Here is a 21296-nt window from a genome sequence, read left to right as displayed (position 1 = left end):
AAGTGTTGGGCCGCGACTTGCCGCTGGTGAGCACGGGCCTGGCGGCGGGTCATGCCCCTTGCGTGGAATGGAGAGCCTGGATGACGCGACGGATTCGACGGATAGCAGCCATGACTGCGCTGTGGCTGGCAGCAGCCTGCCTGGGCGGTGCACAGGCCAGCGGGTCGCGCCTGCCGGCAACGGGCGGGGCGAGCCAGATAGAGGGGGCGGGTGGTGGTGGCCTGGTGCCCTGGGCCTTGATCACTGGCTACGGCAGTCGCGACGAGATGGCGGGCAATGCCTTCTACACCCGTGTGCAGTCGCAGGGCTTCTGGCTGGAGTCCGCCGGCGCGGCCGTGGGTATCCACGACAGGCTGGAACTGTCGTTTGCCCGCCAGCGCTTCGACCTGGGCAGCACGGTACCGGGTGAGCGCATCAGCCAGGATATCGTGGGCCTGAAATGGCGGATCTATGGTGATGCGCTGGCCGACCAGGACCGTCCCTGGCCGCAGCTGGCCGTGGGGCTGATGGCCAAGCGCAACCGTGATTTCGCCCTCGTGCCCAGATCGTTGGGCGCCCGCAGCGGCCGTGATATCGAACCCTATATGGCGGCCACCAAGCTCTGGCTGGCCGGCTTGGGAGGGCGCACCACCCTGCTCAATACCACCCTGCGCTATACCCGCGCCAACCAGCTGGGCATCCTGGGTTTTGGCGGGGATAAATCCAATCAGCGGCGACTGCGGCTGGAAGGCAGCGCCGCTGTATTCCTGACCGATGCCCTGATCGTGGGGCTGGAATACCGGCAGAAGAATGACAATCTGTCCGTATTCCGTGAGTCACGTTTCGCCGATGCCTTCGTCGCCTGGGTGCCCAACCGCCGTTTTAGCCTGGTCGCCGCCCATACCGAGCTGGGCAATATCGCCGATAAACCCGGCCAGCGCGGCCCCTATGTGTCGGCCAAGCTGGATTTTTGAAGGGTGGGGCGCACAAGTTCGCCCAGGACGGAACTACCTGAAAGTTATCCCACGCCGCGCGCAGGGTACTGCGATAAGGACTGGTCTAGTACTGCAACGACAGTACGGAGTTGCTCGTTACTGAGATCGAAAACGATACGCCAAGTGGGTGATTCAAATCCAAACTGATGCAAGGGAAACGGGGGCTTCAGTTCGGCATCGAGTTCTATCCCGACACGAACATGTTCTGGGCTCGATCGCAGAAAGCAGAAAGTTAAGCACGGCTCGGTGAAATAGACGGTTGCGTATTTTGGCAATCGCCGATGCAGCAGATCATGGAACCAGTTGCGCAGATCAAGCAGTTCATTCACTTCCATTGCAGGATCGATATGCTCGAAACATTGGCCAGCATGATAGACGGCAAGATCGATCAGCAGCCAGTCCTCCTCGGGGGAGTCCGGAAACTGATAGCCGGCCACACGCAGTGTCAAATGGGCATTGCCCTCAACGTTCCACAGGTCGATGGTTTCGTACATACAGGTTATGAGTGCGTTTGGTGAATTGAATCAGGCCGTGGTAACTATGGATTTGGCCATACTACGCTGCGTCAACGTAAGCTAGGCTGCGTAAAGCCATCCTTATTATCCTCTTGGAGCGGGGCTGAACCGCACTGGGTCGCCAGGTAGCCGCTACAATCGGCACCATGAGCAAACGTATCCTGCTGATAGAAGATGAAGCGGCCATTGCCGACACCATTGTTTATGCCTTGCAGCGTGAGGGCTTTCAGGTGAGCTGGCACGGCCTGGGCCGTGATGGGCTGGCGGCGCTGGATGCCGATGGTGCGGCACTGGTGGTGCTGGACGTGGGCCTGCCGGATGGCAGTGGTTTTGATCTCTGCCGCGAGCTACGCCAGCGCCATGCCACACCGGTGATTTTTCTGACCGCCCGTGGCGATGAGATAGACCGGGTGGTGGGGTTGGAGCTGGGTGCCGATGACTATGTGGTCAAGCCCTTTAGCCCGCGTGAGCTGGTTGCCCGCATCAAGGCTATTTTGCGGCGTGGTGCGCCGACGGTGGTGGCACCCGCCGGCGGTGGCCTGCAGCATGATGTGGGCCGCGCCCGTATCTGCCTGCATGGCCAGCCACTGGAACTGACACGCTATGAATACCGCCTGCTGGCCCAGCTGATGGCCCAGCCCGAGCGGGTGTTCAGCCGCAGCCAGCTGATGGATGCTGTCTGGCAAGACCCGGCCGCCAGTTTCGAGCGCACCGTCGACGCCCATATCAAGAGCCTGCGCGCCAAGCTGCGCGAGGCCGACCCTGCCTGCGATCCCATCCGTACCCACCGTGGCCTGGGCTATAGCCTGAGCTGGACGGTATAGCGCCATGCGCATAGGCATACGCATCTTTCTTGGTTACTTCGTCATGATAGGGCTGGTCGCCTGGTTCCTGCTCGATACCGCGCGCGAGCGGCTGCAGCCGGCTCTGCGCCAATCCATGGAAGACACCCTGGTGGACACGGCCAACCTGCTGGCCGAGTTTGCCCGAGCTGACCTGGTGGCCGGTACGGCCGGTCAGGGTACATTCGCCCGCAATGTGGCCAGCTTCAGCGAACGGCGGCTCAATGCCGAGATCTGGGGGGTGCGCAAGGACCGGCCCAATCACCGCATCTATCTGACCGATGCCCAGGGCGTGGTGCTGTATGACTCCGACCAGTTGGCCGTGGGGCAGGATTACTCGCGCTGGAATGATGTCTACCTGACCCTGCGCGGCCGCTATGGCGCCCGTACCAGCCGGGGTGACCCGGATGACCCGGCCACCTCGGTGATGTATGTGGCGGCCCCTGTCATGCACCAGGGCCAGCGGATAGGCGTGGTGACGGTGGCCAAGCAGTCTGGCAGCGTGCAACCTTTCTTTGACCAGGCGCTGGCAGGGCTGACCAAGGCGGGCGTGTTCGTGCTGGCGGCGGGTTTGCTGCTGGGGCTGCTGCTGTCGTGGTGGATTACCCGCTCGCTGACCCGGTTGGAGGACTATGCCCATGCTGTGGCGCGCGGTGAGCGGGTCAGCCTGCCCGAGCTGTCGGGACGTGAGGTGAGGGTGTTGGGGCGGGCGCTGGAGGGGATGCGCGCCAGGTTGGAGGGCAAGCAATATGTAGAACACTATGTGCACAGCCTGACCCATGAATTGAAGAGCCCGCTGGCCGGCATACGGGGGGCGGCCGAGCTGATCGAGCCCAGCATGCCGGCTGCCGATCAGGCACGTTTTCTCGGCAATATCCGCCAGCAGACTGAGCGCATGACCGAGATCATCGACCGCCTGCTGGCCCTGGCCAGGCTGGAGAGCCGGCAAACGCTGGATGCAGTCGAGCCGGTCGAGGTGGCTGATCTATGCGAGGAAGTCTGCGCCAGCAAGGCGATTGCCCTGGCGGGGCGGCAACAGACCATCGTACGGCAGGTGCCGGCAGGGCTGCAGGTACAGGGCGAACGCTTCCTGCTGGGGCAGGCCCTCTCCAACCTGCTGGACAATGCCATGGCGTTTGCGCCTGCCGGTAGCCAGATTACCCTGGCGGCCAGCCGCCAGGGCGGGCAACTGGCGCTGAGTGTGCGCGACCAGGGCTCGGGCATCCCCGACTATGCCCAGGCCAGGGTGTTCGAGCGCTTCTACTCGCTGCCGCGCCCCGATGGCGCGCCCAAGTCCACCGGGCTGGGCCTGCCCTTGGTGCATGAGGTGGCGGCGTTGCATGGCGGTAGCGTCAGCTTGGTCAATCACCCGCAGGGCGGTGCGGTGGCGACCTTGCTGCTGCCTGGGTGAGTGGCTTGATGGGCGCAAGCGATGTGGCACCGGTAGGCGCTGCCCGGGCGGCACCCCTCCGCTGATATCGCGCTACCCATCCGTCCCGCTGCGCTGTGCCACGTGGCCGACGCGACTTCATATAACTTCACAAACAGCGCATCGTCAGCGCACATGGGCTGGTCACACTGGCTCCCGTTATTCAAAGGGGAGTTACAAGATGTCCAGATCCATGATGTGGAAATTGCTGGCGGTGGCGGTGCTGGCCTTGCTGCTGTTGATCCCGCTGAGCATGGTGCGTGGCCTGGTGGCCGAGCGGCAGGCCTACCGTGCCGATGCGCTGCGGTCGATTGCTGATGGTACGGCAGGCAGCCAGACATTGAGTGGGCCGGTGTGGGTGCTACCCTACCGGCAGCAGGTGACCGAGACCGTGAACGCCACAGCGGGCACCGTCCGCACAGTGTGGCACGAGCGTGAGATACGGGTGTTGCCAGACAAGCTGGCGGTAGCCGGCAAGCTGGGTACCGAGCCGCTGCAACTGGGTATCTACCAGACCCGCCGCTATATGGCCGACCTGACGGTGACCGGCCTGTTCAAGCTGCCGGATCTGGTGCAGCGCGACGGCGAAGGCCCGATAGAGTGGGGCCAGCCCTATCTCAGCGTCGGCATAGAAGACGTGCGTGGCATCAAGGCCAGCCCGATTGCGCAGTGGGCGGGCGGCACCACCCAGTTTGCACCGGGTACCCGGCTCAAGGCCCTGGGGGGCGGCGTTCATGCCAGCCTGCCGCGCCACACCGGGGTGGCCACCAGTGTGCCCTTCAGCTTCCGCCTGAGCCTGGGTGGGATGGATGGCCTGCATGTGCTGCCGCTGGGGCGGGATACCGAGGTGTCGCTGCAGTCGGAATGGCGGCACCCGAGCTTTGTCGGCCGCTTTCTGCCTGAAATGCGCAAGACCGGTGACGAGGGGTTTACCGCCCGCTGGCGTACCAGCTGGTTTGCCAGCAACCTGAACGAGCGCTTTGACCAGTGCGCCATCAGCGCCGAGTGCGAGGCCATGAACAGCAGCAGTCTGGGTGTGCGCCTGATCGACCCGGTGGATGTCTACCTACAATCCGACCGGGCCGGCAAGTATGGCTTCCTGTTCGTGTTCCTGACCTTCTCGACCTTTTTCCTGACCGAGGTACTCAAGCGGGTGAGCATACATCCGGTGCAATACGGCCTGGTGGGGCTGTCTCTGGCGGTGTTCTTCCTCTTGCTGCTGTCGTTTGCCGAGCAGCTGCAGTTTGCCCCGGCCTATGTCCTGGCGGCGGCAGCCTGTGTGTTGCAGAACGGTTTCTATGCCAGCCATGCGCTGGGCAGCCGCTGGCGTGGCCTGGGGTTTGCGGCGCTGCTGAGCGGCTTGTACGGCATGCTCTACCTGCTGCTGCGCTCCGAGGACTTTGCCCTGCTGCTGGGTTCGCTGCTGATCTTTGGCCTGCTGACGGTGGTTATGGTGTTGACCCGCAAGCTGGACTGGTATGAGCTTGGCTCGGATAGCTCGGCCGATTACGTGAAGGTAGCGCAAGGGAGCGAAGCATGAGTGCGATCAGCATGAGCTATGTGGATACGCGGCGACAGGAGCAAAGCCGGCGGCGCTTGGTCAAGGCGGCGCAATGGTGTGGTTTGCTGCCCATGCTGGCTGGCAGCCTGATACTGCTGGGCTGGGTGGCGACGGGCAGCAATCTGCTGCCTTTGTTGGGCGGGCTGAATGTGGTGCTGGGCATTGCCCTGTTTGGCGCGGGCCTGGGCCTGGTGTACGCGCTCTACCTGCAAACCGGGCGCACCCTGCCGGGGATGGGTGTGGCCCTGGGCCTGTTGCTGGCCAACTTCCCCCTGGCCATAGGCTATGCCGTGGTGGCGGGCAAGGTGGAGGAGCAACGTATGCAACAGCAGCAATGTCGGCAGATGGCAAAAAGCTGGGGTGACGAGCCTACTGGCCTGGCCGATGCGAGACGGCCGCCGTGTTGATACCGGGCAGGCATTGAAGCGCTGAGCCGCGACATGGCGAAGGGATGGTACTAGCGCCATCCCTTCTGCGGGTTCATGCCTGGGCCTTTGCTTGGGCCGCTGCGGGCTGATCGTGCTGGGCCAGGCTGCGTTCGAAGTGATGCTGGGAGACGGCGCTGAAACCTTGCAGGGTCAGCATCATGGCCACGGCAACTGCGGCGGCGGCGCTGAGGCGGACGATCAGGTCTTGGGTCTGGCTCTTCATGGTGTGGCTCCTGGATGGCGTTGCGTTTCGATGGACGTATCTTGGCAAAAGCCAAGGCAAAGGAAATCCGAAAGGCGACGGTGTGCAGGAACGGCGGGATGAACTACGGGCAGGCCTGACAAATGGCAGGGTAGTGTCTGCGCTTTTGCCCTGACGTGATTGAAAACAAGGGATTGCATCCCTGTAGCAGGCTATCGGCAGATAGCGCTGCAGACATATGGGAGATTGAAAACCATGCCTACCATCTTCAGCCACGCCCTATTGCCACTGGCCGTTGGCCTGGGTTTGGGGCGTAGCCGGGTACCGCCTGCACTGCTGCTGGCGGGCATGCTGGCCGCTGTCCTGCCCGATGCCGATGTGATTGCCTTCAAGTTGGGCATCCCCTACAGCGACAACCTGGGTCATCGTGGCGCCAGCCATGCATTGCTGACGGCGGCAGTCGTGGCTGGGTTGGCCTGTGGGGTGGTGGCGCGCTGGCGCAATGCGTGGGCGTGGTGGTTTCTGTTCTTCGCCATGGCCTCACACGGCTTGCTGGATAGCCTGACTGACGGCGGCAAAGGCGTGGCCTTGCTGTGGCCCTGGTCAGATACGCGTTGGTTTGCCGGCTGGCGTCCGATCGAGGTATCGCCCATAGGCTGGTCGCGCTTCTGGTCGGCGCGGGGCTGGGAGGTAGTGCAGTCGGAATTCGTCTGGATCTGGCTGCCTTGCGCAGCCTTGACGGCGATGTTGCTGCTATGGCGGGCTAGCGTGCCAGGGCGGCGTGGCTAGCGGGTGGCAGGAGGGCGGTGTGTGTGTACCCGCCGGCTCCTGCCTGGCTGCACATGATCAGGCCTGCTGCTGGTTGGCGGCGTGGGCCAGTTGCACGGTAGCGGCGTGCGCTGCGTCCTGGGCCAGGCTACGTTCGATGCGGTGCTGCGACACATTGCCTATGCCTTGCAGGGTGACCAGCATGAGCATGGCAACGGAAGCCGCGGTAGTCAGGCGAACGATCAGGTCTTGGGTCTGGGTCTTCATGGTGTGGCTCCTGGTGAGTGGCGTTGTGTTTCGATAGGCGTATCTTGGCAAAAGCCAGGGCGCAAGAAACGCGAAAGGCGACGATATGCAGAAATCTGGGGACGAACTACAAGCTGGCCGGATAAATGACACGGCATGGGCTAGACGGGGCTGGATGGTGGGGGCGTTGTATATCCGATCACCCTAGGTGGGGAGATGCCGCTGGCGCATGGTTTGCGCGGTCTGCCCTGGGTCTGCTGTCGCTGTGTTTGCGCTGGCCGGCGCAAGGCGGCTATGCAGGGGGGGGCGCTTGCAGGATGGTGAGTTGAGTCTGCCTTGATCATGCGATGCGTTGTCAGTGCGACCGTCGGGCAGCATGGCGTGGCCGTCCAGTGTGTATGGTCGCGGGGCAGGCCATGGCCTGATCACGGTTTGCCTGCAGGCTATGCTTTTGGGCGGAATGCGGGAGGGAGCTTGCGTCGGTATCTGGCTGCCTTGCGCAGCCTTGACGGCGATGTTGCTGCTATGGCGGGCTAGCGTGCCAGGGCGGCGTGGCTAGCGGGTGGCAGGAGGGCGAGGTGGGTGTACCCGCCGGCTCCTGCCTGGTTGCACATGATCAGGCCTGCTGCTGGTTGGCGGCACGGGCCAGTTGCACGGTAGCGACATGCGCTGCGTCCTGGGCCAGGCTGCGTTCGATACGTTGCTGCGACAGGTTGCCTACGCCTTGCAGGGTGACCAGCATGAGCATGGCAACGGAGGCAGCGGTAGTCAGGCGGACGATCAGGTCTTGGGTTTGGTTCTTCATGGTATGGCTCCTGGTGAGTGGCGTTGTGTTTCGATAGGCGTATCTTGGCAAAAGCCAGGACGCAAGAAACGCGGAAGGCGACGATATGCAGAAATCGTGGCGCGAATAGCCGGCAGGCGGGACAAATGACAGAGGGTGGCCCATGCCACCCTCTGTTTGCCTAGCAGTTTGTGCGATGAATCGGCAAAGCCGAGCGCCGTCCAGCGCCAGGTTTGCCGTGGGGTCTGCGCTGTCCTCACCACCTAGCTATGACTTGAGTCCGTCACGAGCGCTGAAGCCCATTCAGACAGATAACGAGCGTTAGCGAGGCTCCCGCGCGGCGGTGCGGGCGGGGGGGTGGATTCAAACAGGGGAGAGCCTGCGGATTTAGGCTGCGCTGAAGTCCAGCGCCAGGGTCTCCCTGGCGCCTGCTAAGGCGTCACCCCAGGCGTGCGTTCAGCCCATTGATAGGCTCGACAACGAGCGTTAGCGAGGCTCCCGCGCGGCGGCGCGGGCGGGGGGAGTGGATTCAAACAGGGGAGAGCCTATGGGTTCAGGCTGCGCAGGCCTTAAGCGCCAGGGTTGCCCTGGCGCCTGTACTGCCCTCACTACCCAGCGATGACTTGCATCTATATCAGGCTCTCACAGTACGTAGCGGGCCAGATCCTCCGACTGCGCCAGCTCGCCCAGGCGGCTATCCACGAAAGCTGCATCCACGGTGACCTGGCCTGCCAGGGCGCCGAAGGCCACTTCTTCCAGCAGCCTTTCCATCACGGTGTACAGTCGGCGGGCACCGATATTCTCGGTTTTCTCGTTGACCTGGTAGGCAATCTCGGCCAGCCGGCGTATGCCGTCATCGGTCCAGTCCAGCTCGACCGATTCGGTAGCCAGCAGGGCCTGGTATTGGCGGGTGAGGCAGGCGTCGGTGCCGGTCAATATCTGCTCGAAGTCGGCCACGCTCAGCGAATCCAGCTCCACCCGTATGGGGAAACGTCCTTGCAGTTCCGGTATCAGGTCGCTGGGTTTGGCCAGGTGGAAGGCGCCTGAGGCGATGAACAGGATGTGGTCGGTCTTGATCATGCCGTACTTGGTGCTGACCGTGGTGCCCTCCACCAGCGGCAGCAGATCGCGCTGCACACCCTGGCGCGACACCTCGCCGCCCTGGCCCTCGCTACGGCTGGTGACCTTGTCTATCTCATCGATAAAGACGATGCCATTCTGCTCCACAGCAGCCAGTGCCTCGGCCTTGAGGTCGTCCTGGTTAACGAGCTTGCCTGCTTCCTCGTCCACCAGCAACTTGAGCGCGTCAGCCACCTTGAGCTTCTTGGTCTTGCGCTTTTGCTGCGCCATGCCCTGGAACATGCTTTGTATCTGGTTGCTCAGGTCTTCCATGCCGGGCGGGGCAAATATCTCGGTGCTCATCTGGGCATCCAGCACTTCGATCTCGATTTCCTTGTCGTCCAGCTTGCCCTCGCGCAGCATCTTGCGGAATTTCTGGCGGGTCTCGCTGTTCTCCGGCGTGGCGGCCGGGTGGATGCCGAACTGGGCTGGCGGTGGTGGCAGCAAGGCATCGAGCACGCGCTCCTCGGCGGCGTCTTCGGCCAGCGCCCGTACCCGGCGGGTAGCGATATCGCGGGTCTGCTTCAGCGCCATCTCCACCAGGTCGCGGATGATGCTGTCCACATCGCGGCCCACATAGCCCACTTCGGTGAACTTGGTGGCTTCCACCTTGATGAAGGGGGCATTGGAGAGTTTGGCCAGGCGCCGGGCGATCTCGGTCTTACCCACGCCGGTCGGGCCTATCATCAGAATGTTCTTGGGCGTGATCTCGCTACGCAGGGGCTCGGCCACCTGCTGGCGGCGCCAGCGGTTGCGCAGGGCAACCGCCACGGCGCGCTTGGCCCGATGCTGGCCGACGATATGCTTGTCCAGTTCGTGGACGATTTCCTGGGGAGTCATCTGGGTCATGGCGTGGCCTTACAGCGTTTCGATCAGGTGGTTCTGATTGGTATAGATACAGATGTCGCCGGCTATCTCCAGCGACTTCTTGACGATGTCGGCCGGCGCCAGTGCCGTATTCTCGAACAGGGCGCGGGCCGCCGCCTGGGCAAAGGCGCCGCCAGAACCTATGGCAGCAATACCCTGCTCCGGTTCCAGTACATCGCCATTGCCGGTGATCACCAGGGTGGCTGTCTTGTCGGCCACGATCAGCATGGCCTCAAGCCGACGCAGCATGCGGTCGGTACGCCAGTCCTTGGCCAGTTCCACCGCCGAACGGAGCAGATGGCCCTGGTGCTTCTCCAGCTTGGCTTCGAACCGCTCAAACAGTGTAAAGGCATCTGCCGTGCCACCGGCAAAGCCAACCAGCACCTTGTCGTGATAGAGCTTGCGCACCTTGCGGGCGGTGGATTTGATGACCACGTTGCCCAGGGTGACCTGGCCGTCGCCGCCGAGTGCGACCAGATCGCCGCGGCGCACCGAGACGATGGTGGTGCCGTCGAATTGCTGCATATGGGGAATCCCCTTGGTGTGAAACGATAGTTTCTAAGATGGGATTGGCTGGAGAAAATGCAAGCACTGCGTGAAGTGGGATAAGCCGGGACCGGGGGCGGACACAGGCCGGTCTACGCTGTGCATGCCAGCTGCGCCACGCAAGCGCCGCGATGAGACTCCCTGCCGGCGGGCGGCAGGGATACAAGGCGGGCCAAGATGCTGAATAGGCGTTGAGCCTGGCATCCGGCTGCTGCCGCTTGGCCAGACCCAACGCTGCGCCAGAAGGGCGGGGGTGTGGGGGCGCTGCGGGCTACTTCTTGCGGACTATGGTCGCGACATCCGAGATGCCCATGATGCGGAACAGCGCCACGATCAGCTCATTGGCGCCAAAGATGGTGACGCGCTTGGACTGGGCCGTGAGGCCTACCAGCACGTTCATCAGCATGCCGGCGCTGACAAAGTCCACCCTCGGCACATGGGAGAAGTCGATGCGGACTTCGTCGTGGCTGTTGGCGTAGGTATTGAGCGCAGTAAACACCGCTTCGGTGGCCGAGATGATGGCGCCATCAAAACGGTAGGCATCCAGCACCGGCTCCGGCGGCGGAGCCTCGGCGCGCAGCTTGGCTTCTTCGGCAGCGACTTCGGCGACGGTCTTGGTCTTGGCGGTGGCATCCCAGGAGGGCGGCGACATCTCATAGGTCACGGCGTAATCCACTGCCGTGTTCTCGAAATCCTCCTGCAGGCCCAGCAACTGGAATATCTCCAGCAGCAACAGCCAGTAGGGGGCTTCGTCGTCGACCTTGCGCATGACCTCGATGCGGGCCTTGAGCTTTTCGGCCAGAGCCGGGCCGCCGGTGGGCTGGAACTTGGCTTTCTTTTTCTTGAATTTCACCCAGCGCGCCACGATGGCAGCGGCGGCGGCCGGTTCGATGTCTTCAATACGGCCGAAATCCAGCCTAACCGCAACACCGCCTTGTGTGTGCTTTTCCAGCTGATCCAGCAGGACTTCGATGCCGTCGGCTATCACCTTCTGCGGGAACAGGAAATAGGGGCCACCCGCCTTGGCTTGCGGTGTGGCCGCCGGCTTGGGCTTGCTGGTGTCGGTATCGCGCCAGACCGGGGCGCTGCGCTCGTAGACCACCACGAACTTCATGGCCAGTTCGTCGAACTCGGCGCGCCGATTGCGCATCTGGTACAGGTCGAACAGCATCAACCAGGTATCGAAGGCGTGCTGTCCTTCGGTGGTCTCGATATCGGCCGCCAGGATGCTGATGGCGTCGTCTATCTGGTCATTGGCAAAGCTGATGGCAGCCTGCTCCATGGCCGGCGAGAGCTGATCGCTGGATTCGACGACATCAATACGGGCGCCCGAGATGGTGGTCGGCCCTATGGTGGTGAAATCCAGTATCGGTAGTTCGCGCTGGTCTTCGGCTTCTTCCTTGCCGGACGACGAACCACCTGCCTGTGCTCCGGGTGGCGGCGCTACAGGCTTGGGCTGGATAATGCGCGGCTGCCTGGGCAGCGGCTCATCCGGCTCTGCATCTTTTTTCTTGAAGAAGGAAAACACCACAGATTCTGACCCCGATTACCTGTGCAAAGCCGCACGGTGTGCCGATTCTACTGCTTGCGCCGAACGATGTTTAGCCCGGAATTGTATCAAAGTATGCTTATTGCATCATTTGTCGGCGTTTTTTTGCCTTGCTGTCTCTTCTTTATCGGCCATATTGGCCGCGTACTTGAAATATAACCTGCCTTTTTACGCGCCCCTGGGCATCTTGCAGTGCCAGTTGATGCTTGCCTGGGTTGGGAGACCAAGCCAGATCGGCGTCGGCGCGCCCAAGCCGCTGACCATTCAATAACCAGTGTAAGCCTTCTGCATTACTGGCACGTAACCATATGCGTTGTCGGGCGGCGGGGATATCCGGGTCCAGCGCCACAATCAGGCCCTCTGCCGGGTAGACGATGGCGGGGCCCGGTTGGTTGCCGGTCAGTTCCACCGTATCGGTGGCGGTGCCGGCCAGAAAATACTCCTGCCTGGGGGCTTCGACGGCAGGCAGGTAGCGCAGCGTCCTTTGCTCCAGCCCGGCTGGCGGGCCGGGTGGCTCGCCCGGCTGGCCCAGCAGGGCGATGATGGCCCGCCAGGCCGGCGCCGCACCGCTGACGCCGGAGACATCCCACATGGCTTCGCCATCGGCATTGCCCACCCATACGGCCACGGTATGGCGGGCGGTATAGCCCACCGCCCAGTTGTCGCGCATGTCCTTGCTGGTACCGGTTTTGACGGCCGCCCATACCGGGGTGGCGAGGGCGTTGTCGAAACCAAAGGCGGTGGCGCGGGCGCTGCGGTCGGCCAGGATATCGCCCACCAGCCAGCTGGTGGCGCGGTCGCTGACCTGTTTGCCCGGCATGGGTGCGGCGGCAACCAGGCGCCAGGGACTGAGCTGGCCGCCGTTGGCCAGACTGCGGTAGGCATTGGCCAGGTCGATCAGCCTGACCTCGGCCGAGCCCAGTGCCAGGCCGTAGCCATAGTGGGCGGCGGGGCGATCCAGCTGCAGCCCCAACTGCCTGAGCCGGTCGTGGAAATCGTCCAGGCCCACCAGCAGCAAGGTGCGTACAGCCGGGATATTGAGTGAGGAGGCCAGGGAGGTGCGTACGCTGACCGGGCCGCGAAAACTGCGGTCATAGTTCTGCGGCACATACTGGCCGGCCGGGGTGGCCAGGGCCACCGGGCTGTCGTCCAGCAAGGTGGCAGCCGTGATCAGCTGCCGTTCCATGGCCAGGCCATAGAGAAAGGGTTTGAGCGTGGAGCCGGCCTGGCGGGGGGCCAGCACGCCGTCTACAAAGCGGGCGCTGCCGCCAGCGCCGGGTGTGCCTACCCAGGCCAACACCTCGCCGCTGGCATTGTCGAGCACCACGGCGGCGGCATCGCGCACATTGCGGCCGTACAGCTGCGCCAGTTGTTCGCGCAATTGGGCGCGGACCTGCCGTTGCAAGCGGGCATCCAGGGTGGTGCGCAATTGCTGGCCGGCCTGGGGTTGCAACTGTGGTAGTAGTTCGGGGCTGTCTGCGGGGCCGGGCAGGGGCTGCTGCGGCGCATTCAACACCGCCAGGGTGTAGGCGCGTAGTGCCGGGCAGGCTGGCGGCCTGGGCAGGTTCAGCGCCAGGGCGCAGGCCCGTTGGGCTACCCGTTCCGGCCGGGCATTGGGCGCCCGCAGCAGGCTGGCCAGTATCAGGCTGTCGCGTTGATCCAGCTCGCTGGGGGCCTTGCCCAGCAACACACGGCTGACCGCATCTATGCCGACCAGTTCGCCACGGAACGGCGCCAGATTGAGATAAGCCTCCAGGATCTCGGGCTTGTTCCAATCGGCTTCCAGGTGGCCGGCCACACGCATCTGCATGATCTTCTGCCAGAGGCTGCGGCGGCCCTCAGCGGGGCTGAGGCTGTCGTCCAGCAGGCCGGCGAGCTGCATGGTGATGGTACTGGCACCACGGGTATCGCCACCGGCGGTATCGCGGGCAGCACCGAACAGGGCCAGCCAGTCCACGCCGCCGTGTTCGTGAAAGCGGCGGTCTTCTGCGGCCAGTACGCTGCTGCCCAGTTCGGCCGGCAACTGCTGGAGCGGCACCCAGGCCAGCCGCCTTGCCTGCTTGTCTACCCGCGTCTGTTGCAAGGGCTGACCATGCCGGTCCAGCAGCAGGGCCTCGGAGCTACGCCATGCCTCTTGCACGCTGCTTGGCGGCGGCGGGACTGAGCAGGCGGCCAGCACCAGCAGGAGCAGGCCCGTCAAAAAAATACGGAACCCAGGCTGCCAGGCGCGGTCGGAGACAGTGTTGCGCGAAGTGTTGCTCCGCTTCATCGCGTACTGCTCCTCGTATCCTGTGTCCCCAACAGGATAAGCTTGTCGGCGTGATCGTTTGATCGCGCCGCTTTTTTTGCGGTTTTCAGTAGCGTGCCATGGCGGGTTCGACCGCATCGGCCCAGGCGGCAACCCCGCCTGCCAGGTTGTAGATGTCGTCGAAGCCGGCACGCTCGAGGAAGACACCGACCTGGTAGCTGCGCATGCCGTGATGGCAGATCACCACGGTAGGCCGCTCGGCGTCCAGTTCGGTGACGGTGGCCGGTATGCTGTTCATCGGGCGGTTTTCCGACCCGGCGATATGGCATAGCGCGTATTCCCAGGCTTCGCGTACATCCAGCAACAGGGGCGCCGGTGTCTGGGTATCGGCCAGCCAGCTGGCCAGCTCGGTGGGGGAGAGTTGCTTCATGGCGAGTCTAGGTAAAGTGCGGTGTAGACCGTGATGTTAACCGGGCTGGCCGTTCGGGGGCACGCATTTAAACATCGCGCACCATTAGCCTACTCTGCCGCGCTGTATAGCTCGCCCTGGCCATCGCGCAGTAGTGCGGTCAGGTTGCGCCCGGCATTCTTGGCCTGGTATAGCGCCCTATCCGCCGCCTGCAGCAATTCGGTGGCAGCCTGGTCGGTGGCTTCCGGCGGTAATTGGGCTGGCAGGGCGGCGCAGCCAAAGCTCATGCTGACGGCGATGGGCTGGTTCTGCCATAGTGTGGCATCGCCCTGTATCAGGCGGCGCAGCCGGTCGGCCACTTCGGCGGCGCCATCTACATCGGTTTCAGGCAGCAGGATGGCGAATTCCTCGCCGCCCAGCCGGCCTACCGTGTCTATGGTGCGCTTGTTCTCGTCCAGCAGTTGCGACACATGCACCAGTACGGCATCGCCGGCAGCATGGCCCAGGGTGTCGTTGATGGCCTTGAAGTAATCGATATCGGCCATCACCACCGCCATCGGCCGCTGGCTACGCTGGCTGCGGCGGGCCTCGGCATCCAGTGCGGCCAGGAAATGCCGGCGGTTGGGTATGCCGGTCAGGGCATCGGTGGTGGCCAGCTTGCGCATCTCGGCCTCGGCCTCGGCCAGCCGGGCATGCTGCTCACCCAGGCGGGCATAGACACGGGCATTGGAGACGGCCACGCCCACATAGGCACTGAGGGTGCGGAAGATCAGTTGCTCGCGGGCGCCATAGGCATGTTCTTCGGCTGACTGTATGGTCAACACCCCCACCAAGTCTTCGCCTACCAGCAGGGGGCCGAACCAGGAGGCGTGCATCTCGCGGGTGCCGGGGATATGGGAGGCAGCCCGCTGCCCGGCTGCGTATTCCAGTAGTATCTCGCGCCGCTCGCGCGCGCATTGGGCTGCCTTGGAATTGGGGTCGTCCAGCGAGACACGCCGCTCCGGCATGGGCCGTCCATCCTCCACCCCACGCCGTATCAGTAGCCTGCCCTGTGCATCAAGCACCGACAAGCCCACATAGCTGACCCGTGCCAGCTTGCCCAGGTGGGCCACCAGGGTCTGCAGCACGCTGGAGAGATCGAGGTTGACGGTGATCTCGCGACCGATGCGGCCGAGATTTTCCAGCACCTGCAGCGAGGTGCTCAGCTCCTGTGCCCTGGCCGCTTCGGCCTCGGCCAGCATGCGCTGGTGCTGGGCTTCTTCGCGCTGCTGCTCGCCGCGATAGCGCATTTCCAGCGCTGCCATGCGATTGCTTAAACGGCGCTGTTCCGTCACCGCCAGGCGCTCGCGCGCCCGGCGCTCGTAACGCAAAGCCCGGGCGTAATCGCCTGCGCGCTCGCAGGCGCTGGAGAGTGCGTCCAGTATCTCCAGCTGCTCCTTGTCATTGCCCTGCTTGGCGGTCAGTTCCAGTGCCCGCTCCAGGTAGGTCATGGGCAGTTGCTGCTCATTGGGCCTGGGGTGGTTGCAGTGTATTTCGGCCAGGGCGCGATAGATGTCGGGTTGCCACATTGGCAGCTCGTGCTGCTCGGCCAGCAGCAGCGCCTCCTGCGCCAGCGAGCGGGCGGTATCGACCTCGCCCAGCATGGCCTGTGCTCTGGCGGCGACCGTCATGGCGTCGATCACGCCGGCCCAGGCGCCTACTGGTCGTCCCAGCTGCTCGGCCCGCTGGGCGGTCAGCAGCGCCTGCTCGGCATGGCCGGCATCAAGTTCTGAATGCGAGAGATAAGCGTGGGCCAGCACATTGCCGCGTGATTCCGGCGCAATGCCCAGCCATTCCACGGCTTCCTTGAGCAGCAGCAGCGAGCGGTCCAACTGGCCGGTCTCCCGCGCCAGGCTGCCCAGCAGCGCCAAGGCATCGCCTATGGCCAACGGCCAGCCAGCCCGGCGTGCCAGGGCCAGGGCCTGGTCGGTCCAGGCATAGGCGTTGTCGTTGTCGTCGACATTGGACAGCGCGGCCGCCAGCGACAGGCCTATGCGTATGCGCATATGCACCATGCCGGCCTGGCCTGCCTGTGTGGCCAGGGCCATCAGCTGGGCGGCGGCCTGCATCTGTTCGCCGGTATCGAACTGCCGCAGCGCCTCGGCCAAGCCCAGCAGGGTCGCTACTGGCGCCGATGGCCAGGGCGCTAGCGCCCTGGCTTCGGCCAGGCGCCTCAGCGTGCTGTCGGGGGCGGCATAGACACTGGCCTGGGCGGCCCAGGCAGCTGCAATGCGGCTGCGTTCCAGGTCTTCCGTCAGGCCATAGGCCTGTGCGGCCAGGCCGGCTGCGGCAAGGTTGCCCCTGTTGTCTCCCCGCAGGGCAGCCAGCAGGGCCGACAGCATATAGCTGTCGCCCACCCCCAGCGCGTCGTGCGCGGCCTCGAAGGCACTCTTGGACTGGGCCAGTAGTTGCGTGGCCCGCTCGAACTCGGCCAGCAGGCCCGCCACCTCGGCCCGCAGCAGATCCAGCCTGGCGTGCAGTGGATGGCCTGGTGGCAGGGCGGTGGCCGCCTCGTCTGCCAGTTGCTGTGCGCGACGGCTGTCGCGCTGGCGCATGAACCAGGCCAGCTCCACCCGCTGCTCCAGCAGCAGCTGGCCTAGGCTAAGGCGGGATTCAAGTGTGGCGACATGGCTGTCGTCGGCGTAGAAGTCCATCGGCGCAATCTGGGTAGAGGTTGCTTAGGGTGTACACCGCGCAGGCGTGCAATACAATCGCCATACGCGGCCTATACCCTGCTATCAGGCGTTTGCACCACAGCACTTCTTGTATTTCTTGCCGCTGCCGCAAGGGCAGGGGTCATTCCGACCCACCTTGGGCACATCGCGCTTGATGGGTTGCTGTGGCTCGCGCTCGGTTTCCTCATCCTCGTCGTCATCTTCATCGGGGTGGAAGCAGGCCCAGCGGCCGATCTCGGCAGTGATGTCGCGCGGGTAGCCCCAACCATGGTCCAGTTCTTCCGCCTGGCAGGTGGCCCAGTCGCGCTGCAGCCGTTGTTGGGATTCTTCCACTTGCAGGAAGGCATCATCCACCAGGCCGTCTTCAAACCACTCTGCTGCCTGCTCGGACAGTTCGGCGGCGCCGATTTCTTCCATGGTCACCAGCAGCTCCGACAGGAAGTCGGTTTCGCTGCCCTGCTCGGGTTGCAAAGCCTGGTCCACCATGCGCTCGGCTTCGCGCTGGCTGGTTTCCGTCAGCCAGGCCAGCAGGCTGGCGCGCGGGTAATCGCCCTCCAGCGTGCGCAAGGCCAGCGCCCGCAAGGCGGCCGAACGGCTCCAGAAATACGCCTGCCTGTCGTCTGCCAGTGCCTGCAGGGCGGCTTCGTCGCCGGGGCAGGTGGCGGCCAGGGCGCGCGGCAGCCCCTCGGTCAGGTGGTCGCCCAGCAATTCCTCCAGGGTCTCGCCGTCCAGGCGGGCCATCGCCAGCAGCGGGGCAAATGCCGCAGGTTCGCGCAAGGCCGCCAGCAGGTGCATGGCATACAGGTGCAGCATCCAGCCTTCATCGTCGTCTGTGCGCTTGCCAGGTTGGGCGGCGCAATCGACCAGTTCGGCCACCAGGCCAGGGATGGCCACGGCTGGCTGGCGCAAGGCGGCTGCCAGCGCCAGCAGCGGGAATTCACCGTGGTAATGGCTCAGTTGTGCGGCAATAGATGGCCAATCCTGCGGCAGACGGGCTTCCTGTTCGGCGGTCAGGACGGGTAGAGGGGCGGTCATGAGGGTTTTCACAAGCTTTCTGATCAATAGGGGCCGGGCCTGTTGGCCCGTTGCAGCTTTCAATTGTAGCCGGCCTGTCAAAGAACAAGGGCCGCATGCGCAGCCCTGGTTCCATGACTTGACGGCCGGTAGCAGCCTTATTCCTTGTGATACACCTCGGCCCCGCGCTGCACGAACTCGATGGATTTCACTTCCATGCCCTTTTGCAGCGCTGCTTCCGCAGCGATACCCTGCTTCTCGGCAAAGTCGCGCACGTCCTGGGTAATCTTCATCGAGCAGAAATGCGGCCCGCACATGGAGCAGAAGTGCGCCACCTTGGCGCCCTGCTGCGGCAGGGTCTCGTCGTGGTACTCACGGGCACGGTCCGGGTCCAGGCCCAGGTTGAACTGGTCTTCCCAGCGGAACTCGAAGCGGGCCTTGGACAGGGCGTTGTCGCGTATCTGTGCGCCGGGATGGCCCTTGGCCAGGTCTGCAGCATGGGCCGCAATCTTGTAGGCCATGATGCCTTCCTTGACGTCATCCTTGTCGGGCAGGCCCAGGTGTTCCTTGGGGGTGACATAGCACAGCATGGCCGTGCCGTACCAGCCTATCTGGGCTGCGCCGATGGCGCTGGTGATATGGTCGTAGCCGGGGGCGATATCGGTGGTCAGCGGGCCCAGCGTGTAGAACGGCGCTTCATCGCACCAGTCCAGCTGCAGGTCCATGTTTTCCTTGATCAGCTGCATGGGCACATGGCCCGGCCCTTCTATCATGGTCTGCACATCGTGCTTCCAGGCCAGTTGGGTCAACTCGCCCAGGGTCTTCAATTCGCCCAGCTGCGCGTCGTCATTGGCATCCCAGCCCGAGCCAGGGCGCAGGCCATCACCCAGCGAGAAGCTGACGTCATAGGCCTTCATGATTTCGCAGATATCCTCGAAATGGGTATAGAGGAAGTTCTCCTTGTGATGCGCCAGGCACCACTTGGCCATGATGGAGCCACCGCGCGAAACGATGCCGGTCATGCGCTTGGCCGTCATGGGCACATAGCGCAGCAGCACGCCTGCGTGGATGGTGAAGTAGTCCACCCCTTGTTCCGCCTGCTCGATCAAAGTGTCGCGGAACAGCTCCCAGGTCAGCTCCTCGGCCTTGCCGTCCACTTTCTCCAGCGCTTGGTAGATGGGCACCGTGCCTATGGGCACGGGCGAGTTGCGGATGATCCACTCACGCGTCTCGTGGATATGCTTGCCGGTGGAGAGATCCATGATGGTGTCGGCGCCCCAGCGTATGCCCCAGGTCATCTTGGCGACTTCCTCCTCAATGCTGGAGGTGACGGCCGAGTTGCCGATATTGCCGTTGATCTTCACCAGGAAGTTGCGGCCTATGATCATGGGCTCGCTTTCCGGGTGATTGATGTTGGCCGGAATGATGGCACGGCCACGGGCCACTTCCTGGCGGACGAACTCGGGCGTGATGTCCTGCGGAATGGCCGCACCAAAGCTCTGGCCAGGGTGCTGGCGGGTCAGCAGCTCCACCATGCGGTCACCCAGCTTGCCGCCGGCCTGGCGCAGCGATTCGATATAGTCCTTGCGCTTGAGGTCTTCGCGTAGCGCGATATATTCCATCTCGGGGGTGATGATGCCGCGGCGGGCATAGTGCATCTGGCTGACATTGCCACCGGCCTTGGCACGTAGCGGCTTGCGGGTCAGCTCGAAGCGCAGCTCGTCCAGGCTGTGGTCGGCCTCGCGGCTGCGGCCGTAGTCGCTGCTCATGCCGTCCAGCTGCTCGGTATCGTTGCGCTCGGCTATCCACTGCGCCCGCAGCGGGCTCAGGCCGCGACGCACGTCTATCTTCACGGCAGGGTCGGTATAGGGGCCGCTGGTATCGTAGACATAGATGGGTGGATTCTTCTCGCCGCCAAAGCTGGTCGGCGTATCGGTCTGGCTGATTTCGCGCATGGGCACGCGGATATCGGGCCGGCTGCCTTCTACATAGATCTTGCGGGAGGCCGGGAAAGGCTGGACCGAGGCTTCGTCGACATGGGCAGTCTGGGAGAGGAACTTGCTGGGCGCGTTCATGCGGGCTTCCTATGAACGGCGCAGGGGCGGAGACGGGGCAAGCCGTGCGACGCTTCCCTACGCCGGTGTTAACCGGATCAGGTGCTGAGGGTTTTTCTCATCCGCCGATCTGGCGGAACCCCTAGCGTCTTGGCGCCCGGCCGCGGTATGGACCGTCTCCAGGCACCGTCATGGCCGCCAAATGCAGCCAGAGATCGTGTGAAGCTAAGGCAAGTATGAAATAATTACAAGGATTTGATACAACACAAGCAGTCGCCACCCGTCCGGTGGCGCCTTCGTCTGGAAAGGATGCACGAGATGGATTGGGATCAAGCCCGCTTCAATATGGTAGAGCAACAGATACGGCCCTGGGATGTGCTCGACCTGACCGTGCTCCAGCTCTTGTCTGTCGTCAAGCGTGAGGATTTCATCCCCGCCGTGCACCGCGAGATGGCCCTGGTGGACATGGAACTGCCCCTGGCCCCCGGCCGCAAGACCTGGTCACCCAAGCTGGAAGCCCGCGTGGTGCAGGAAGTGGCCTTGACCGGCAAGGAGCGCGTATTGGAGATAGGCACGGGTACCGGCTATGTCGCCGCCCTGCTGGGCAAGCTGGCCAAGCAGGTCTACACCGTGGAGAGCGACGCCGCCCTGGCCGCGCAGGCCAGCGAACATCTGGCTGCCGCCGGTATCCAGAATGTGACTGTGGAAACCGGCGATGCTGTGCGTGGCTGGAGCAAGCATGGCCCTTACGATGTAATCGTGGCCTCCGGCTCCTACCCCGTTGCGCCCGAGTTCCTGTTCGAACAACTGGCCGAAGGCGGCCGCCTGTTCGCCATTGTTGGCGATGAGCCCGCCATGAGCGGCACCCTGTTCCAGAAACAGGGCGGCTCGGTGGTCGCCACCAAGCTGTTCGAGACGGTGGTGGCACCCTTTGCCAATGCACCGCAACCGGCAAGGTTTGTGTTCTGAGCACCTCGAACGGACGCTAATCCGCTGGACATGAAAAAGCCCGGGTCGCCGGGCTTTT

Annotated in this window: 18 protein-coding genes, 2 pseudogenes and 1 riboswitch; of the genes and pseudogenes, 7 read left to right on the top strand and 13 right to left on the bottom strand. The window is 63.7% G+C overall.

All coding sequences use genetic code 11. The features are described 5' to 3' along the window. Positions 1–80: 80 nt before the first annotated feature. Positions 81–953, top strand: coding sequence for a DUF3034 family protein (locus V7714_RS08285; RefSeq protein ID WP_335709292.1), 873 nt, complete (start codon positions 81–83; stop codon positions 951–953). 44 nt (positions 954–997) lie between these two features. Here the strand turns inward: V7714_RS08285 and V7714_RS08280 are convergent, their stop codons facing one another. After that, on the bottom strand, positions 998–1468 hold the full coding sequence (locus V7714_RS08280; RefSeq protein WP_335709291.1) for a WapI family immunity protein: 471 nt from the start codon (positions 1466–1468) through the stop codon (positions 998–1000). 167 nt (positions 1469–1635) lie between these two features. On the opposite strand from V7714_RS08280, the gene creB reads away from it, so the two are divergent. The 4 genes from creB to V7714_RS08260 all read left to right on the top strand — a co-directional run bounded on the left by creB (position 1636) and on the right by V7714_RS08260 (position 5728). After that, on the top strand, positions 1636–2313 hold the full coding sequence (creB, locus tag V7714_RS08275) for a two-component system response regulator CreB (protein WP_335709290.1): 678 nt from the start codon (positions 1636–1638) through the stop codon (positions 2311–2313). 4 nt (positions 2314–2317) lie between these two features. Further along, positions 2318–3742, top strand: coding sequence for a two-component system sensor histidine kinase CreC (creC, locus tag V7714_RS08270; RefSeq protein WP_335709289.1), 1425 nt, complete (start codon positions 2318–2320; stop codon positions 3740–3742). A 199-nt stretch (positions 3743–3941) separates the two neighbouring features. Further along, the gene (creD, locus tag V7714_RS08265) at positions 3942–5300 is read left to right on the top strand and encodes a cell envelope integrity protein CreD (RefSeq protein WP_335709288.1); all 1359 of its coding nucleotides are present in this window, start codon (positions 3942–3944) and stop codon (positions 5298–5300) included. Next, the gene (locus V7714_RS08260) at positions 5297–5728 is read left to right on the top strand and encodes a hypothetical protein (protein WP_290333584.1); all 432 of its coding nucleotides are present in this window, start codon (positions 5297–5299) and stop codon (positions 5726–5728) included. The genes creD and V7714_RS08260 overlap by 4 nt, the downstream gene beginning before the upstream one ends. Before the next feature lie 73 nt (positions 5729–5801). Here the strand turns inward: V7714_RS08260 and V7714_RS08255 are convergent, their stop codons facing one another. Next, entirely contained in the window at positions 5802–5972 is a 171-nt protein-coding gene (locus V7714_RS08255; protein WP_335709287.1) for a hypothetical protein, read from the bottom strand. 234 nt (positions 5973–6206) lie between these two features. Between V7714_RS08255 and V7714_RS08250 the strand changes: the two genes are divergently transcribed. Next, positions 6207–6740, top strand: coding sequence for a metal-dependent hydrolase (locus V7714_RS08250; protein WP_335709286.1), 534 nt, complete (start codon positions 6207–6209; stop codon positions 6738–6740). 57 nt (positions 6741–6797) lie between these two features. Here V7714_RS08250 and V7714_RS08245 read toward each other — a convergent pair whose 3' ends face one another. The 11 genes and pseudogenes from V7714_RS08245 to thiC all read right to left on the bottom strand — a co-directional run bounded on the left by V7714_RS08245 (position 6798) and on the right by thiC (position 20290). Further along, the gene (locus V7714_RS08245) at positions 6798–6986 is read right to left on the bottom strand and encodes a hypothetical protein (RefSeq protein ID WP_335709285.1); all 189 of its coding nucleotides are present in this window, start codon (positions 6984–6986) and stop codon (positions 6798–6800) included. Positions 6987–7581: 595 nt separating this feature from the next. Then, complete coding sequence (locus V7714_RS08240; RefSeq protein ID WP_335709284.1) at positions 7582–7770, bottom strand: hypothetical protein; 189 nt, start codon at positions 7768–7770, stop codon at positions 7582–7584. Positions 7771–8391: 621 nt separating this feature from the next. After that, positions 8392–9717 carry an ATP-dependent protease ATPase subunit HslU gene (gene hslU, locus V7714_RS08235; RefSeq protein WP_335709283.1) on the bottom strand — a complete coding sequence of 442 codons (1326 nt, stop codon included), beginning with the start codon at positions 9715–9717 and terminating at the stop codon, positions 8392–8394. 9 nt (positions 9718–9726) lie between these two features. Further along, complete coding sequence (hslV, locus tag V7714_RS08230; protein WP_284195232.1) at positions 9727–10260, bottom strand: ATP-dependent protease subunit HslV; 534 nt, start codon at positions 10258–10260, stop codon at positions 9727–9729. Positions 10261–10552: 292 nt separating this feature from the next. Continuing rightward, a complete protein-coding gene (locus V7714_RS08225) occupies positions 10553–11809 on the bottom strand; it encodes an STAS domain-containing protein (protein WP_335709282.1) in 1257 nt (418 codons plus the stop codon). 145 nt (positions 11810–11954) lie between these two features. Continuing rightward, positions 11955–14099, bottom strand: coding sequence for a penicillin-binding protein 1C (gene pbpC / locus V7714_RS08220; protein ID WP_335709281.1), 2145 nt, complete (start codon positions 14097–14099; stop codon positions 11955–11957). Positions 14100–14184: 85 nt separating this feature from the next. After that, positions 14185–14508: a rhodanese-like domain-containing protein gene (locus tag V7714_RS08215; protein WP_335709280.1), complete on the bottom strand. Its 324-nt coding sequence runs from the start codon at positions 14506–14508 to the stop codon at positions 14185–14187. Between the two features lie 89 nt (positions 14509–14597). After that, complete coding sequence (locus V7714_RS08210) at positions 14598–17180, bottom strand: sensor domain-containing diguanylate cyclase (RefSeq protein ID WP_335709279.1); 2583 nt, start codon at positions 17178–17180, stop codon at positions 14598–14600. 84 nt (positions 17181–17264) lie between these two features. Next, positions 17265–17345, bottom strand: a pseudogene (locus V7714_RS08205) (SEC-C metal-binding domain-containing protein); the annotation flags it as partial. An 81-nt stretch (positions 17346–17426) separates the two neighbouring features. Beyond that, positions 17427–18236 (bottom strand): annotated as a pseudogene (locus V7714_RS08200) (DUF1186 domain-containing protein); the annotation flags it as partial. A gap of 137 nt (positions 18237–18373) precedes the next feature. Beyond that, positions 18374–20290 (bottom strand): phosphomethylpyrimidine synthase ThiC, encoded by a 1917-nt coding sequence (gene thiC / locus V7714_RS08195; RefSeq protein ID WP_335709278.1) that lies wholly within the window; start codon positions 20288–20290, stop codon positions 18374–18376. 37 nt (positions 20291–20327) lie between these two features. Beyond that, positions 20328–20423, bottom strand: a riboswitch (TPP riboswitch). A 164-nt stretch (positions 20424–20587) separates the two neighbouring features. Here thiC and V7714_RS08190 point away from each other — a divergent pair. Beyond that, positions 20588–21238 (top strand): protein-L-isoaspartate O-methyltransferase family protein, encoded by a 651-nt coding sequence (locus V7714_RS08190; RefSeq protein ID WP_335709277.1) that lies wholly within the window; start codon positions 20588–20590, stop codon positions 21236–21238. The last annotated feature ends 58 nt before the right edge of the window (positions 21239–21296 follow it).

It is taken from the genome of Chitinimonas sp. JJ19 (assembly GCF_036961565.1).
Classification (GTDB): domain Bacteria; phylum Pseudomonadota; class Gammaproteobacteria; order Burkholderiales; family Chitinimonadaceae; genus Chitinimonas.
Note: the sequence above shows the minus strand (reverse complement) of the source record. Positions and strands in the feature narration are given on the sequence as shown.

Bases quoted from the DNA above. Each gene is read 5' to 3' on its own strand.
- V7714_RS08285 (WP_335709292.1), top strand. From the start codon at position 81: ATGACGCGACGGATTCGACGGATAGCAGCCATGACTGCGCTGTGGCTG.
- V7714_RS08280 (WP_335709291.1), bottom strand. From the start codon at position 1,468: ATGTACGAAACCATCGACCTGTGGAACGTTGAGGGCAATGCCCATTTG.
- creB (WP_335709290.1), top strand. From the start codon at position 1,636: ATGAGCAAACGTATCCTGCTGATAGAAGATGAAGCGGCCATTGCCGAC.
- creC (WP_335709289.1), top strand. From the start codon at position 2,318: ATGCGCATAGGCATACGCATCTTTCTTGGTTACTTCGTCATGATAGGG.
- creD (WP_335709288.1), top strand. From the start codon at position 3,942: ATGTCCAGATCCATGATGTGGAAATTGCTGGCGGTGGCGGTGCTGGCC.
- V7714_RS08260 (WP_290333584.1), top strand. From the start codon at position 5,297: ATGAGTGCGATCAGCATGAGCTATGTGGATACGCGGCGACAGGAGCAA.
- V7714_RS08255 (WP_335709287.1), bottom strand. From the start codon at position 5,972: ATGAAGAGCCAGACCCAAGACCTGATCGTCCGCCTCAGCGCCGCCGCC.
- V7714_RS08250 (WP_335709286.1), top strand. From the start codon at position 6,207: ATGCCTACCATCTTCAGCCACGCCCTATTGCCACTGGCCGTTGGCCTG.
- V7714_RS08245 (WP_335709285.1), bottom strand. From the start codon at position 6,986: ATGAAGACCCAGACCCAAGACCTGATCGTTCGCCTGACTACCGCGGCT.
- V7714_RS08240 (WP_335709284.1), bottom strand. From the start codon at position 7,770: ATGAAGAACCAAACCCAAGACCTGATCGTCCGCCTGACTACCGCTGCC.
- hslU (WP_335709283.1), bottom strand. From the start codon at position 9,717: ATGACCCAGATGACTCCCCAGGAAATCGTCCACGAACTGGACAAGCAT.
- hslV (WP_284195232.1), bottom strand. From the start codon at position 10,260: ATGCAGCAATTCGACGGCACCACCATCGTCTCGGTGCGCCGCGGCGAT.
- pbpC (WP_335709281.1), bottom strand. From the start codon at position 14,099: ATGAAGCGGAGCAACACTTCGCGCAACACTGTCTCCGACCGCGCCTGG.
- V7714_RS08215 (WP_335709280.1), bottom strand. From the start codon at position 14,508: ATGAAGCAACTCTCCCCCACCGAGCTGGCCAGCTGGCTGGCCGATACC.
- V7714_RS08210 (WP_335709279.1), bottom strand. From the start codon at position 17,180: ATGGACTTCTACGCCGACGACAGCCATGTCGCCACACTTGAATCCCGC.
- thiC (WP_335709278.1), bottom strand. From the start codon at position 20,290: ATGAACGCGCCCAGCAAGTTCCTCTCCCAGACTGCCCATGTCGACGAA.
- V7714_RS08190 (WP_335709277.1), top strand. From the start codon at position 20,588: ATGGATTGGGATCAAGCCCGCTTCAATATGGTAGAGCAACAGATACGG.